Genomic DNA, 14,571 nt, shown 5'->3' with positions numbered 1-14,571 from the left:
AACAGCGTACCTCAGTTTCGTTGCGTTTCCGGAACCCCACGTTTTGTCACAAATCAAGCCGCTGAGTTTCGTTAGGGAGCCTTCTCGATCCCAAAAACTCGGCGGATGACCAGACTGCGCAATTCTAACGGAACTCACAGCCGTTATAGGCCCCATCCGATGCGTTTCAAAATTCTGACGGAACCCAGATACCTTATTGCGGTCCGAACCGGCCAAAAATCGCCTGCTCAGGCCAAATAAGTGCGCTCAGGAAGCTGTCGATTAACTGTGCACAACGATCGTGCGACAGATAATCAATTTTTGCGAAATACTTTGGAAAATACGATGTTTTCTTTTCCGTTCTCACGATTACACCCGTTTTCGTGGTATAATGGTAGCAAGGTGTTTACAGGAGGCGACGCATATGACTTTTTCGGTTCGGTACAAAACGTTCGACCAACTTTCCTTTGCCGATGTGCAAGTGTACACCAAGCTGCCGCCGCATCCGTTCTGGAGCCATGTCGACAGCAAGGTCGACTTTTCGTTCGCCGATCGGCTGTGCGCGGTGCTCTATTCCGGCAGAGGACAGTACCCGTATGCGCCGTCTCTCAAGTTGAAAATCCATCTGGTTCAGGCCTACTACGGTCTGTCGGATCGTCAGACCGAAGAAAAAATCATCGGTGACCTGTTCATCAAGCGCTTCCTGCAACTGCCCGTGGATTTCATCGGTTTCGACCACAGCACGATCGGACTGGATCGCAGCCGCATGGGAGCCGCCATGTTCCGGGCCTGCCATCTCTACATTCTGGCCCAGATGTACCAGTACGGACTGTGGGGCGACCGGAACGAACAGTGGATCATCGACTCGTTCCCGACCAATGTGAACCTGAAGTTCCCGGGCGCCTATCGGCTGATTCAGCATGCCCTGATTCGTCTGGCGCAACATTTGCGCAAGCACGGGACAAAACCGATGCTTGAGGCGTTGGAGGCTTTGCCGCTGGATGGCGCAACCGTTCGGCTGAGCAAGTCGGCCTCGGCGTCGGCTCGCATGCTGGCCTTCAGCAAGCTGGTCTCCCAAGCCTACGGGTTGTTGGCCTGGTTCGAGAACGAGAACATCAAGCCGCTTCTGGCGGAGTGGAAGCATCTTAAGCGTTCGCGGGAGCTGCAAGCGATCCTGCGGCGCATTCTCCAAGAGAACAGCTCGCCTGTCGACCCCGGCGATGGAGCGGATGAAGCGTCCGAAGGCCGGAACGAGGAGACCGGGACGAACGTTCCCGAGCTCGTTCGGTTTCAAAAGATTCCGCTAGCCGAACGCCCGAAAAACCGCATCGTGAGCGCGGTTGACCCGGAAGCGCGCATCGCCAAGCGGTCGAAAACCATCTACGGGTACAAAACGCAAAACCTCTGCACGACGGGCGGCGTCATTCTCGACGTGCGCACTATTCCGGCCAATGAACACGATCAGGATGCGACAGCCGACATGACCGCGACGATCAAGCGTTTCTTTGGCGTGACGCCTTCCGCTCTGCTGGGGGATTCGGCTTATGGCCACGGGAGAAACCGGGCGCGACTGGCCGCACTGGGGATCCCCGTCGTCGCTCCGGTTCCGATTGCCGAAAACCCGACCGGTCTGTTTCATTCGTCCCGGTTTGTCTACGATGCGGAGAAGGATGTGTACATTTGCCCGGAAGGCCAACAAAGCGTCGGCAAGCAATATATCCGCCAGTCGGAAGGTCACCAGTACAGCTTTGCACCGCACGTTTGTCTTTCCTGCCCGTCGCGCAAGGCGTGCACGAGCAGTGAAAAGGGGGGCCGGCGTGTATTCCGGAGCGATTACGCAGACCTGTACGAAGCCGCCCGGGTATACAACGACAGTCTGACCGGGCGAGCCGAGTTGCAAGAGCGGCTCGTCGTCGAACGGAAGAACAAGGAACTGAAGAACGACTGCGCTCTGGATGGAGCGCGAACCCGCAGCCGCGTTACCCTGCAAATCAAGGCACAGACTTCGGCGATGGTCGTAAACCTCAAACTCCTGGTCCGAAAACTCGGAAACCCCAAACCCGGGTTTCTTCGTCGTGCGCCAATCGCGGTCGGATGAAGCAAAGCACACGAAAGGTAAGACCCATGATGATGGCGGATATCCCCCCAATCCGACCCACAACGGCTTGTGGACGAGAATTGCAAGTTTCAGTAGGGGATGGAGCCTTGTTTTTCCACAGTGAATAGACAGCTTCCTCAGTTCCGTTAGAATTTCCAAAAGGGGCAATTTCGGAAAAATAGCGTCTCCCGGTTCCGTTAGCGCATACTCCATCCATTGGCGCACACCCCGACACACCGGCATCCCAAACAGCGGTGCACGATCTCCCCAACTTCGGCGCACCGAGCTATCGCCCTGTACTTCACCCTCACCTCACCACAATGCCAAGAGGACGTGCACCAGCACGTCCCCTCAGCACGTCCCTTTCATCGTTCGCGCTGCTTTTTAGTGGAACTTCGGCAGCCAGTCGCCGTGCGCCTCGATCAGATCGTCGCACAGGGCGACGATGTCGTCGATCGACAGCTCGGCCGACGTGTGCGGATCGAGCATCGCCGCGTGATAGATATGCTCCTTCTTCCGCGTAATCGCCGCTTCGATCGTCAGCAGCTGCGTATTGATGTTCGTCCGGTTCAGCGCGGCGAGCTGCGGCGGCAGATCGCCGACATACGTCGGCGTCACCCCGCTGGCGTCCACCAGACAGGGCACCTCGACGCAAGCTTCCTTCGGCAGATTCGTGATCAGCCCGGTGTTCATGACGTTGCCGCCGATCTTGAACGGCACATCCGTCTCGATCGCTTCAAAAATATAGGACGCATACTCGTTCGAACGCTGGTGCTGCAGATTGACGTTGTTCACGAGCGACTCCCGCATTCTTTTCCAGTCCTCGATCTGCTTCACGCAGCGGCGCGGATACTCGTCCAGCGGAATATTGTACTTCTCGATCAGCTCGGGATATTGCTTCTTGATGAAATACGGATGATACTCGGCGTTGTGCTCGGACGATTCCGTCACATAATAGCCGAAGCGGAACATCAGCTCGAAGCGGACCATGTCGTCGTGCTTCTCTTTCTGCTTCTCCCGCGCCCGCCGCTTGATCTCGGGGTACAGGTCCACCCCGTCCTTCGTCACTTCCAGCAGCCAGGCCATATGGTTGATGCCGGCGATCTTCCACTGCACGCCGGACGGGTCCATGCCCAGCGACTTGAACAGGTGCGGGACGCAAGCCTGCACGCTGTGGCACAGGCCGACGGTGCGGACGCCGCCGTATGTATTCATGACGTTCGTCAGCACGGCCATCGGGTTCGTGTAATTCAGGAACAGCGCGTCCGGGCACACTTCCTGGATGTCCCGCGCGAAATCAAGCATGACCGGGATCGTCCGCAGGTTCCGGAAAATGCCTCCGATCCCCACCGTGTCGCCGATCGTCTGGCGCAGCCCGTATTTCTTCGGCACTTCGAAGTCGGTGATCGTACACGGGTCATAGCCGCCGACCTGGATCGCGTTGACGATGTATTTGGCTCCCCGCAGCGCTTCCTTCCGGTCGGTGTACGATTTGATGCGGCAGGTGCTGCCGGTCGTCGCCTTGAGATTGTTGAGCATGTTCTCCGAGTCTTTCAGCCGCTCCAGGTCAATATCGTACAACGCCAGTTCGAATCCTTGCAGGGCCGGCGTCAGCATGCAGTCTCCGAGGACGTTTTTGGCGAAAACGGTGCTGCCGGCGCCGAGAAACGTAATCTTTGACAATGCGCTCATCCTCCATCGTGAAAGCGGTATTTTTGACTTGATTATACCGCCTTCGATGCCGTCGCAACATGGAAAGATGCCAGCGACATATGGAGAAATGTAGGATGCGCCGAACGGCATTTGACACCTCTTTTCCCCTGTGCTACAATCAGATCACTGTTTTAGTAATTAACTAAATTAGTATTTCAATAAACCAAACGAGGCGATCACGCATGAAAATTCCGACCAACCTCAAGCACAAACCGGTCATCATCTGCGAAAACTACGAGAACGTCGACGGCAAATACGCCTATCATTCGGACGCGAAAGGTCTCTCCCTCGGCCTCGCGCAATGGAACGACCGCGGCAAGATCGACATCTCCGCCAAGGTGTGGCGCCACACCGGCGGAAAATGGTCGAGGCAGTCGGAGGAGCTGCCGCTGCATCGCGTGCTCGATCTCGCGATCCTGATCGCGCGTGCCCAGCTCTACTTCCAGGACGCCTACCGGCACGAGAAGCTGTACGACCCGGCCAACCCGCGGATCGACCGGGTCGGCCTGCAGGGCGACGCCATGACGGTGGAAGTGTGCACGGACAACGAGATGATCGACGAAGACATCCGCCTGTTCAACCAGGCGCTGGGCGAGCAGGGCGAACTTCTCGGCGAACGCCTGCGCGTCCTCTCCCGACTGCTGAAAGAGATGGGGTATTTCTGACATGAACGACCGACGCAAGGAACTGATCGAACAGTACAAGCAGATGAAACCCGACATGGGCATCTTCCGGGTCCGCCTGAAGGACGGCGTCAAGTGTTTCCTCGAGACGTCGCAGAACCTGAAGGGCAAGATGAACAGCGTCCGGTTCCAGCTCGAGATGGGAAGCCACCCCAACAAGGAACTGCAGCGGGATTGGAAGGAGTACGGCCCCGACCGGTTCGAATTCGAAGTGCTGGAACTGCTCCCCTATTCGAAGGACGAATCGAAGATCGACTACTCCGAGGAGCTCGAGATCCTGAGACACATCTGGGAAGAGAAGCTGACCGCGGAGCAATTCGAATTCTACCGGATGAAAATTTGACCGCCGCCAGCCCGCATACCGGCCCGACCATGCGCCTGCTTCCAAGGTGGTCCGGATAATGAAAACGTATTATAATGAACAAATGACTCTTCGCGAAAGGCGGGCGCAACATGTTGGATCGGAAAGCTTATTTGAGGACGATCGAGGAGCAGATTGCGAGGGGAAGATTCAAGGACAACTGGGATTCGCTCTCGGCTTTCCAGGCGCCTGCGTGGTACAAGCAAGCCAAGTTCGGCATTTTCATCCACTGGGGCGTTTATTCGGTGCCCGCATTCGGCAATGAATGGTACCCCCGCAACATGTACATCCAGGGGTCGAAGGAATACGAACATCACCTTGCCACCTATGGCGAACACAAAAACTTCGGCTACAAAGATTTTATTCCGATGTTCAAGGCCGAAAAGTTCGACGCGGACGAGTGGGCGGAACTGTTCAGCCGGGCGGGGGCCAAATACGTCATGCCGGTGGCCGAACATCATGACGGCTTCCAGATGTACAAAAGCGAATTGTCGCGGTTCAACGCCTATGAGCAAGGACCGCGCCGGGATTTGCTCGGCGAGATGCGGAACGCGTTCGAACGCCGCGATCTGGCCTTCTGCGTCTCCTCCCACCGCGCGGAACACTGGTTCTTCATGTCCCACGGCAAAGCGTTCGATTCGGACATCCGGGAGCCGCTCGCCCGCGGCGATTTCTATTGGCCGGCGATGCCGGAACCCGATCATATGGATCTGTTCGGGTCCCAGCCGAATCAGGAATTCCTGGAGGACTGGCTGCTTCGCTGCTGCGAGCTCGTCGATCAATATCGCCCGAAGGTGTTCTATTTCGACTGGTGGATCCATAATGCCGCGTTCAAGCCGTATCTGAAAAAATTTGCCGCCTACTACTACAATAAAGCCGAAGAGTGGGGGCATCCGGTGGTCATCAACTACAAACTTGACGCGTTTATGTTCGGTACGGCGGTTCCCGATGTGGAAAGGGGACAATTTTCGGATCTGAAGCCTTACTGCTGGCAGACCGATACGGCCGTGGCGCGCAACTCCTGGTGTTACACGCCCGACAATGCATACAAAACGCCCAGGGTAATCGTGCAGGACCTGGTGGACATCGTGAGCAAGAACGGCAACCTGCTGCTCAACATCGGCCCGAAAGCGGACGGCACGATTCCCGATGAAGATCGAAACATCCTGCTTGCCGTCGGCGACTGGCTGCGGGTCAACGGCGAAGCCATTTACGGCACGACGTATTGGCGCACTTACGGCGAAGGACCGACGGAAGTGAAGGAAGGCCAGTTCACGGATGGCGCCGCCAAGCCGTTCACCAGCGAAGACATCCGGTTCACGGTGAAAGGGCGGCACCTGTACGCAACCGTGCTGGCCTATCCGGAGGACGGAGTCGTGCGCATCCGTTCCTTGCGGGAACGTTCGCCGCATTTCCATGGCATCATCAAGGACATTCAAATCCTGGGCTTTGACGAACGTCCCGAATGGGAACGAAACAATGAAGCGCTGATCTTGCGCACGAAGTCCGTGTCCAGCCCGATGCCGGTCGTGTTCCGGATCTCGATCGATTGAGGTCCCGGGCTGTACGCGTCCGCCTAAGGCAAGGCTCAATCCGTAGCGGCCGGGCTCACACGCAGCGACCGGGCTCAACCCGTAGCGACCGGAATTTCGATCCGCGATCCGTGCTCCCCGCCGAGATGAACCGTTTGCTCGGCAATCCTCGTCCCGGCGATCCGCGACCATGTGCCGGCGATGTTGGGATGGACGTGATAGGCGGGAAAATTCGACGACGACACGTCGACCCGCAGCCGGGATCCCCTTTTCACCGTCCAGGTGATCGGCCACATGTCGATGACGGCCTCCACCACCTCGCCCGGGGTATAGCCGAGCGGGCTCGACGCGCCGTTGCGGAAGGCGAGGCTGGTGATGCCGTCCCGGATGTTGACGGCCGTTCCGTCCGGGAACACTTCCATGACCTGGATGGTGAAGGCCGTATCTTCCGCGTCGCTGCTGACGAACAGACGGGCGCGTATGCGGCCCGCAATGCGCAAATCTTCTTCGAGCGGCCCGGACAGGAAGCTCAGGACGTCATCCCGCGCTCCCGGGGGAGGCTGGATCACGCTGGCCGGCCGCACCGCTTCCGGGTCGCCGCTCAAATAATGCATGACCGCCGCTCCGCCGCGCGTCGGCACCGGATTGTCCGGGTCATAGCGGTAGGTTGCGGCGGCCGGGCCGTCCTCTTTCTCCGGGGACAGCATGCGCGCCTCCGCGCCTGCCGGCTGCGGCCGCAGATGATACGTCAGCACGCGGTCGGCCCGAATGCCGTCCCTCCATTCGAGCCAACGGTTCTCCCGGATGATGTAGGTCCGGATGCCGGCGGGAAGGCGCATCTCCTCCCCTTTCAGATGATGGTCGAACCAGGCCAGCGCCGCATCGCGCTGCCGGGGACCGTAACAGTCATGTCCGGGATAATCCAGGTCCCCGGACACGCTCTCGGTGTGGACCCACGGGCCGACAATGAGCGCGCTTCTCGCCCGCACCTCCTCCGGCAGCTTGTCGAAGCTGAGCAGGGAGGCTTCCAGATTGTGATCGAACCAGCCGGCCGTCATCATGACCGGCACGCGGGTTCGACGGGGTTTCTCCTTCAATTCGGCCCAGAAGCCCGACGCCCAATACGGGCTGTCGGGACTCACTTCCGTCACCCAGTCCCGATACCACGGCAGCTCGCGGCCGAACAGCCGCACGTCCATCTCCACATGGGGGCGGACGGCCAGCGCCTCCCTGTACAGTCCGGGACGCCTTGCCGCTTCCGGCACGCCGGAATTGCCGATCGCCCACGAGGTGTAGATGTCGTGCCGGAACATGCCGTTCATGTAATTCTGCCGGTATCGCTCGATGCCGGTGAACCCGATGAACACCGTCTTCACTTCCGGAGGCAGCCGGTCCGCCATGCACCATTGCACGACGCCGCAGTAAGACGACCCGTAGGTGGCCATCTTCCCGTTCATCCAGGGCTGCCGGACGATCCACCCGAGGCTGTCCAGCCCGTCCTGTTCCTCATGCGCGAACGGCACCCACTGTCCTTCCGAAGCTCCCGTCCCCCTGCACTCCTGGATCACGAACGCATACCCGTGACCGGTCCAAAATTTCGCCTGCTCATGCCAGAACGGCAGCATGCCCGGATACGGCGAGCGGCTGAAAATGACCGGCCACGGCCCTTCGCCTTCCGGAACATGCACGTGGGTGGCCAGGCGCACGCCGTCCGACATTTCGACGCGACAAGTCTGGAAGTCCGGCCGGTTCATGGCGCGTCCACCTTGAAACAGGCCACGCTGTGCGATTCGCGGACGGGGCGCAGCCGCGGAACGCCTTGCCGGCATTCGTCCGTCGCCAGCGGACAACGGTTGGAGAAGGCGCAACCCACGGGCCGGTTGATCAGGCTCGGCACCTCGCCGCTGATGAGCTTGCGTTCCCGCTTCGCTTCCCTTTCCGGATCCGGGATCGGCACCGCTTCCAGCAACGCCTGGGTATACGGATGCAGCGGATTGTCGTAGAGGGATTTCCAGTCGGCGATTTCCACGATCTGACCCAGATACATGACCGCAATCCGGTCGCTGATGTGACGCACCACCGTCAGGTCATGCGCGATGAACAGATAAGTCAGTCCAAGCTCCTCCTGCAAATCTTCCAGGAGGTTGATGATCTGCGCCTGGATGGACACGTCCAGGGCGGAAATCGCTTCGTCGCAGACGATAAACGCCGGATTGGTCGCAATCGCGCGCGCGATGCCGAGCCGCTGCCGCTGGCCGCCGCTGAACTCGTGCGGCATCCGGTTCTGCAGGGACGGATCGAGACCGACCAGCCGGAACAATTCGCTGACGCGCTCCTGATATTCCTTCTCGCTCTTGACCAGCTTGAAGTTGCGCAGCGGTTCCCCGACGATGTCGCCCGCCCGCTGCCGCGGATCGAGGGAACCGTACGGGTCCTGGAAGATCATCGTGATGTCCCGCCGGAGGCTCCGCTTTTGCTTCTCGGGCATCTGGTGCCATTCGTTGCCCCTGAACAGGATGCTGCCCGCCGTCGGCTCGATCAGCCCCATCACGGTTCTGGCCAGCGTCGATTTTCCGCAGCCGCTTTCGCCCACGAGCCCGAAGGTTTCGCCCCGGTGGATCTTGAAGGAGACGCCGTCGACCGCGGCCAATTCCCCCGCTTTTCTGCGAAGAATGCCCTTGAGGATCGGGTACGACACCTTCAGGTCGCGGATCTCCAGGATCACGTCCTGCCGGACCAGCTCACGGGGATCTTTCAGTTTGCGCACCGCTTCCACGGTCTGCTTCACGGGTACGGTCGACTTGTCGACGTCCCGGTGGCAGGCCGTCTGATGCCGGTCTTCGCCCGGCACGTCCCGAAGCTTCGGGGAAGGCTCGGTGAAGCAGGCTTCCGTCGCGTACATGCAGCGCGGCGCGAACGCGCAGACTCCCGTGCGGTATCTCAGGTCCGGCGTCACCCCTTCGATGGGCACGAGCCGGCGCTCCTTGGGATCGCTCAAACTCGGCACGGCCCGGAGCAGACCGATCGTGTACGGATGGCGGGGATTGTTGAAGATATCCCGGCAGGTGCCCGATTCCACGATTTCTCCCGCGTACATCACGTAAATGCGATCCGCGTACCGGGCGACGATGCCCAGATTGTGCGTAACCAGCACGAGCGAGGTCCCGGTTTTCTTGACCATATCCCGAAGCAGCTCCAGAATCTGCGCCTGCGTCGTCACATCCAGCGCGGTGGTCGCTTCGTCGGCGATCAGAATCTTCGGATTGCAGGACATCGCCATCGCGATCATGATGCGCTGCCGCATGCCGCCGCTGAATTGGTGGGGATAGTCGTCCACCCGCGACTCCGCGTCCGGAATGCCGACCTGCGTCAGCAGTTCGATCGCCCGTTGCCGGGCTTGCTTGCGATTCATGTTCAGATGGAGCATGACCGATTCCTCGATCTGTCTGCCCACCGTCATGACCGGATTGAGCGAAGTCATCGGCTCCTGGAAGACGACCCCGATTTTCCCCCCGCGAACGCTGCGGATCTCCTTGCTGTTCTGCTTGTGCTTCAGCAAATCTTCGCCTTCGAACAGGACCTGGCCGCCGGCAATCCTGCCGGGAGGCATCTCGATCAGTTGCAGCCCGGAGTACTGGGTGACGGATTTCCCGCTGCCGCTCTCCCCGACGAAAGCGACGATCTCCCCTTCCTCCAGCGTGTAAGACACCTTGTTTACGGCTTTCAGGAAGCTGTCGTCCTTGCGAAATTCCGTCTCCAGCTCATGGACTTCCAACAAATGTCCCATAGGATCCTCCCTACCGTTGATCAGTCTTCTACAGCGCTCCCCTCAACCGCGGATCCAATGTGTCGCGCAGCGCATCCCCCACGACGTTGAACGCCAGGACGACCAGAATGATCGCCACGCCGGGAGCCAGGGACAAGAGCGGCAAGGTGCGGAGATGGTTGTAACCGTCGCTGATCATCGCGCCCCAGGAAGCGGTGGGCGGATTGATGCCGAGCCCGAGGAAGCTCAGGGAGGCTTCCGTCAGGATGGCCATGCCCAGATTCATGGTCATGAGGACAATAATCGGAGACAGGCAGTTCGGCAAGATGTGCTTGAACATGTTCCTGATTCTGCCCGTACCGCTGATGACCCCCGCCGTCACATAATCAAGCTGCTTGACGCTTTTCACCTGGCCGCGCGTAAGGCGGGCGTAGGACGGCATCATGCCGAGTCCGATCGCCAGCATGACGTTGCCCAGTCCTTTGCCGATCAAGGCGGCGATGAAGAGCGCCAGAATGATGAGCGGAATGGACATCATCACGTCAATGCAGCGCATGATGACGCTCTCGGTTTTGCCGCCGACATACCCCGCCACCAGCCCGAGCATCATGCCGATCGAGCCCGCGATCGCGACGGAGACAAACCCGACGGCAAGCGACACCCGCGAACCGTAAATGATTCTGGAAAGCACATCCCGTCCCAATGCGTCCGTTCCCAGCCAGTGATCGGAAGAAGGCGGTTTCAGCGCATTGCGCAGATCGGGCGCGTTGGGCTCGTACGGCGCGATCAACGGCGCCAGAAGGGCCGTCAACATCGCGATGATCAGAACGGCCAGACTGACCATGACCGTCTTTCTGGAAAGCAGCGTTTTCCAGAACTGCCTCGCCCGGGACGATTTCGGTGCGGCAACCGAGGACGCGCCTGGCATGACAGCACCCGGGGAACCCGTTTCCGCCTCATTCATCATGGTTGTCATGAACCGGCAATCCTCCTTACGAAATTCTGATCCGCGGATCGATGTACCCGTAGGCGATGTCGACCAGCAAATTGCACAGCGAAATTCCGCCGGCAATGACCAGCACCGCGCTTTGCACGAGCTGATAATCCTTGTTCAGAATCGCGGTGATCAACATGCTTCCCATTCCGGGTATGACAAAGACCTGCTCGATCAATACCGATCCGCCCAGCATATACCCCAGCTGCATGCCCATGACGGTGACGACGGGAATGAGCGCGTTGCGCAGGGCGTGCACGTAAATGACGCGCCGCTCGCCCAGGCCTTTGGACCGGCCGGTGCGGATGAAGTCCTGCCGGATGATTTCCAGCATGGCCGACCGTGTCTGTCTGGCGAATACCGCCATCGGTCCCAGAGCGAGCATGGATACCGGCAGGACCATGCGCCTGACGGCCAATGCGAAATCCTCGCTCGGGAACGTGAACCCCTGCACGGGCAGCCAACCAAGCGTCAGGCTGAAAATGTAGACACACAGGATACTGAGCCAGAATGTCGGCGTGGCCATGCCAATGTTGGCGAGCACGGTGATGAAGGAGTCGGCCCACCTGCCCCGGTAAATGGCAGCCATGATGCCGAGAAACATCCCGATGGTCACGGCGATGACAAACGCGGGAATCGCGATGGTCAGGGTCACCTTCAGTTTGGCCAGAATGAGCGGCCCGATGTCCTGTCGGTAGACGAGCGAATCGCCGAACTCTCCCTTGAACAGGTTGCCGGCCCACTTGAAATACTGAACCGGCAGCGGCAAGTCCAGACCGAATTGCTTCTTGTAATGATCGATCTGCTCGACGGAAGCATCCGGGCCGAGGAACATTAATACGGGATCTCCCGGCATCAGGTGCATGATGCTGAACACCAGCACGGTGACCAGAAGAATGACCACGATTGTCTGCAGTACCCTGCGGATGATAAATGTCACCATCTCATGCTCCCCATTCGATAACTTGATGTGAAGATAGACCGGTGAATGCCGGCCAAACCCTTGCCGACATTCACCGGAACTATGCAATCACCGGCGTCGCGCGCGCCCTTACTTGTCGAGCCAGACGTTGTCGGGAGTCCAGAACGCGTTGTGCGTCACACCGAAACCGTCGTCCTTGACATACTTTTGCTTGATGAAAATGCCCATCGGAATATAGAGCGGCTTGCCCACAATGGCGTATTCGTCGTAGACCAGTTTTTGCAGCTTGTGCGAAGTTTCGGTCTTCACCTGCATGTTCGGCGCCTTCTGGTTCTCTCTGAGCAGCTCGAGCACATCTTCCGGATGGATGATGCCCTTCGCGTAGAACGCGCCGTTGGGATCGAGATGGCGGAACATGTACAGGCCCAGGTCCGGTTGCACCGAGTGGAAATGGCCCATCAGGCCGCCTTCCCACGTGCTGAAGTAGAGCGATTGAACCTGCGCTTCGTCGACGACGATCAGCTCGGCGTCGATGCCGACTTGCGCCAGATAGCTTTGGATGGCGGTGAAGACGTCCTTCGTGTTCAGACCGGAGAACAGCTTCGTCTTGAATCCGTTCGGGTATCCGGCCTCCGCCAGAAGCTGCTTCGCCTTCTCCGGATCATACGGAAAACCTTCGACTTCCGGATTGAACGTGTAGGCTTCCCTCGAACCCCATTGGTTGGTCGTCTCCCAGTAGCCTTTGCCGAACGTTTCGGCGAGGGCGACCTCGTCGATGGCGTGCGCCATCGCCTTGCGGACCCGCACGTCCGCAAACGGCGAGCCTTCGGTCACACTGTCGGGAATGAGCCCGACGCCGACGGCGCCGATGCCGTTCTTTTGCAGCACATAGTCGAATTCGCCCGACTTGATCAGTTCATCCGCCAGGTCGACGTTGCCGGCCTGAATCAGGTCGACTTCTCCGACCCTCAGGGCGGACGCGGCCGTGTTGGCGTCTTCGATGATCAGGAGTTCGATCCGGTCCACCTTCGGCTCTCCGGGTTCCCAATAGTCGGGGTTTTTCTTGTAGGTCACCGAGACGTTCATGTTCCATTGGTCGAGCAGGAACGGACCGGTGCCGACCGGATTGGTATACGCCCATTCCTTGCCGTTCGCTTGCACCGCGGTCGGCGACACGTGACGGACGAAGAACCCGATCGCTTCCAGGGAGCTCGAGTTCCAGTCCTTCAGACGGATGAGCAGCGTATGGTCGTCGATGACTTCCATCGAAGCGATGTTTTCCGTTTCCGTGCGCTTGTTCTCGATGTACTGCTCGATGTTCCATTTCACCGCTTCCGCGTTGAAGTCGGTGCCGTCATGGAACTTGACGCCTTGCTTGAGCTTGAACGTGATCGTCGCCGCTTCGGCGTCGGTCTCCCAGCTCTCCGCGAGCCACGGCACATGGTTGCCCTTCTCGTCGAAATGGAGCAGCGACTGGACGACCGGGTCAAGGAACGGCAGCGGACCGTTGTTGGTCACTTCCGCGGGATAACCGATAATTCTGGGGTTCAGCGGAAGCGCGACCCTCAGCACGCTCTCTCCGCTCTTGCCGCCGCCGCTTTGCGCATCGCCGCCGCTTTGCGCGTTGCCGCCGCTTGTTTCCGACGTTCCGGCGGAGCTGCCGCCCGAAGACGAAGCGCTGTCTGAGCTCTTGCCGCCGCTGCAGGCGGTCAACACCAGCAACAGCGCCAACATTGCCATCGCAACAATCTTCAGCTTCCTGAACCTGTTCATGCTTGATCCTCCCTGTTTGTCTGTGTTGTTTATCATTGAAGACGGCGGATTAATACGCATCCAGAATCAGATCGTCCGCCACCATCAACTCGGGTTCCGTGCAGGCGCGAATGTCATCCACGGTATAGCCCGCCGCCGCTTCCCGCAGCAGCAGTCCGTCCGGCGTCACATCGATGACGGCCCGTTCGGTGATGATCCGGTTCACGACCCCCTGTCCGGTGAGGGGCAGCGAACACGCGCGCACAATCTTCGGGGAGCCGTCCTTGCTGACATGCTCCATCACCACGATGACGCGCCTCGCGCCATGGACCAGATCCATCGCGCCGCCCATGCCCTTGACCATTTTGCCGGGAATCATCCAGTTGGCCAGATCGCCCCGCTCGGACACTTCCATGCCGCCCAGGATGGCGACGTCGAGATGTCCCCCGCGGATCAGGGCGAACGATTCCGCGCTGTCGAAGTAGGCGGCGCCGGGGACCGCCGTGACGGTCTCCTTGCCCGCGTTGATCAGATCCGGATCGACTTCCGCTTCCGTCGGATACGGGCCGACGCCCAGCAGTCCGTTCTCGGAATGGAGCATGACCCGCTTGTCCGGCGCGATGTAATTCGCCACCAGCGTGGGAATGCCGATGCCCAGGTTGACGTAATTCCCGGAGGCGATCTCCTTCTCCGCTCTTCTGGCCAGCTTCTCTCTCAAGGCCGCTCGATCCGCGCTCATGATCCTCTCCTCGCTTTCCGCTGGTTGAATCT

Annotated in this window: 11 protein-coding genes; 4 read left to right on the top strand and 7 right to left on the bottom strand. The window is 59.5% G+C overall.

Features of this window, described 5'->3' with window-relative positions; translation table 11 throughout:
* Positions 1-403 precede the first annotated feature (403 nt).
* Entirely contained in the window at positions 404-2,077 is a 1,674-nt protein-coding gene (locus THECO_RS02075) for a transposase (protein ID WP_015253411.1), read from the top strand.
* A 384-nt stretch (positions 2,078-2,461) separates the two neighbouring features.
* On the opposite strand, the gene melA is transcribed toward THECO_RS02075, so the two are convergent.
* Positions 2,462-3,760 carry an alpha-glucosidase/alpha-galactosidase gene (melA, locus tag THECO_RS02070; protein WP_015253410.1) on the bottom strand — a complete coding sequence of 433 codons (1,299 nt, stop codon included), beginning with the start codon at positions 3,758-3,760 and terminating at the stop codon, positions 2,462-2,464.
* A 212-nt stretch (positions 3,761-3,972) separates the two neighbouring features.
* Between melA and THECO_RS02065 the strand changes: the two genes are divergently transcribed.
* The 3 genes from THECO_RS02065 to THECO_RS02055 all read left to right on the top strand — a co-directional run bounded on the left by THECO_RS02065 (position 3,973) and on the right by THECO_RS02055 (position 6,387).
* A complete protein-coding gene (locus tag THECO_RS02065; RefSeq protein ID WP_015253409.1) occupies positions 3,973-4,455 on the top strand; it encodes a DUF6530 family protein in 483 nt (160 codons plus the stop codon).
* 1 nt (position 4,456) lies between these two features.
* Positions 4,457-4,816, top strand: a complete 360-nt coding sequence (locus THECO_RS02060; RefSeq protein ID WP_015253408.1) for a GIY-YIG nuclease family protein — start codon at positions 4,457-4,459, stop codon at positions 4,814-4,816.
* Positions 4,817-4,926: 110 nt separating this feature from the next.
* The gene (locus THECO_RS02055) at positions 4,927-6,387 is read left to right on the top strand and encodes an alpha-L-fucosidase (protein ID WP_015253407.1); all 1,461 of its coding nucleotides are present in this window, start codon (positions 4,927-4,929) and stop codon (positions 6,385-6,387) included.
* A gap of 74 nt (positions 6,388-6,461) precedes the next feature.
* Here THECO_RS02055 and THECO_RS02050 read toward each other — a convergent pair whose 3' ends face one another.
* From THECO_RS02050 to THECO_RS02025, 6 genes are all read right to left on the bottom strand, one after another.
* Positions 6,462-8,120 carry a CocE/NonD family hydrolase gene (locus THECO_RS02050; protein ID WP_015253406.1) on the bottom strand — a complete coding sequence of 553 codons (1,659 nt, stop codon included), beginning with the start codon at positions 8,118-8,120 and terminating at the stop codon, positions 6,462-6,464.
* On the bottom strand, positions 8,117-10,153 hold the full coding sequence (locus tag THECO_RS22455; RefSeq protein ID WP_015253405.1) for an ABC transporter ATP-binding protein: 2,037 nt from the start codon (positions 10,151-10,153) through the stop codon (positions 8,117-8,119). The genes THECO_RS02050 and THECO_RS22455 overlap by 4 nt, the downstream gene beginning before the upstream one ends.
* Positions 10,154-10,181: 28 nt before the next feature.
* A complete protein-coding gene (locus THECO_RS02040) occupies positions 10,182-11,108 on the bottom strand; it encodes an ABC transporter permease (protein WP_015253404.1) in 927 nt (308 codons plus the stop codon).
* A gap of 16 nt (positions 11,109-11,124) precedes the next feature.
* On the bottom strand, positions 11,125-12,069 hold the full coding sequence (locus THECO_RS02035; RefSeq protein WP_015253403.1) for an ABC transporter permease: 945 nt from the start codon (positions 12,067-12,069) through the stop codon (positions 11,125-11,127).
* A 108-nt stretch (positions 12,070-12,177) separates the two neighbouring features.
* Positions 12,178-13,821 (bottom strand): ABC transporter substrate-binding protein, encoded by a 1,644-nt coding sequence (locus THECO_RS02030; RefSeq protein WP_015253402.1) that lies wholly within the window; start codon positions 13,819-13,821, stop codon positions 12,178-12,180.
* A 49-nt stretch (positions 13,822-13,870) separates the two neighbouring features.
* Positions 13,871-14,539 carry a CoA transferase subunit B gene (locus THECO_RS02025; RefSeq protein WP_015253401.1) on the bottom strand — a complete coding sequence of 223 codons (669 nt, stop codon included), beginning with the start codon at positions 14,537-14,539 and terminating at the stop codon, positions 13,871-13,873.
* Positions 14,540-14,571: the final 32 nt, after the last annotated feature.

The sequence above is a fragment of the Thermobacillus composti KWC4 genome (assembly GCF_000227705.2).
Classification (GTDB): Bacteria; Bacillota; Bacilli; order Paenibacillales; family Paenibacillaceae; genus Thermobacillus; species Thermobacillus xylanilyticus.
Note: the sequence above shows the minus strand (reverse complement) of the source record. Positions and strands in the feature narration are given on the sequence as shown.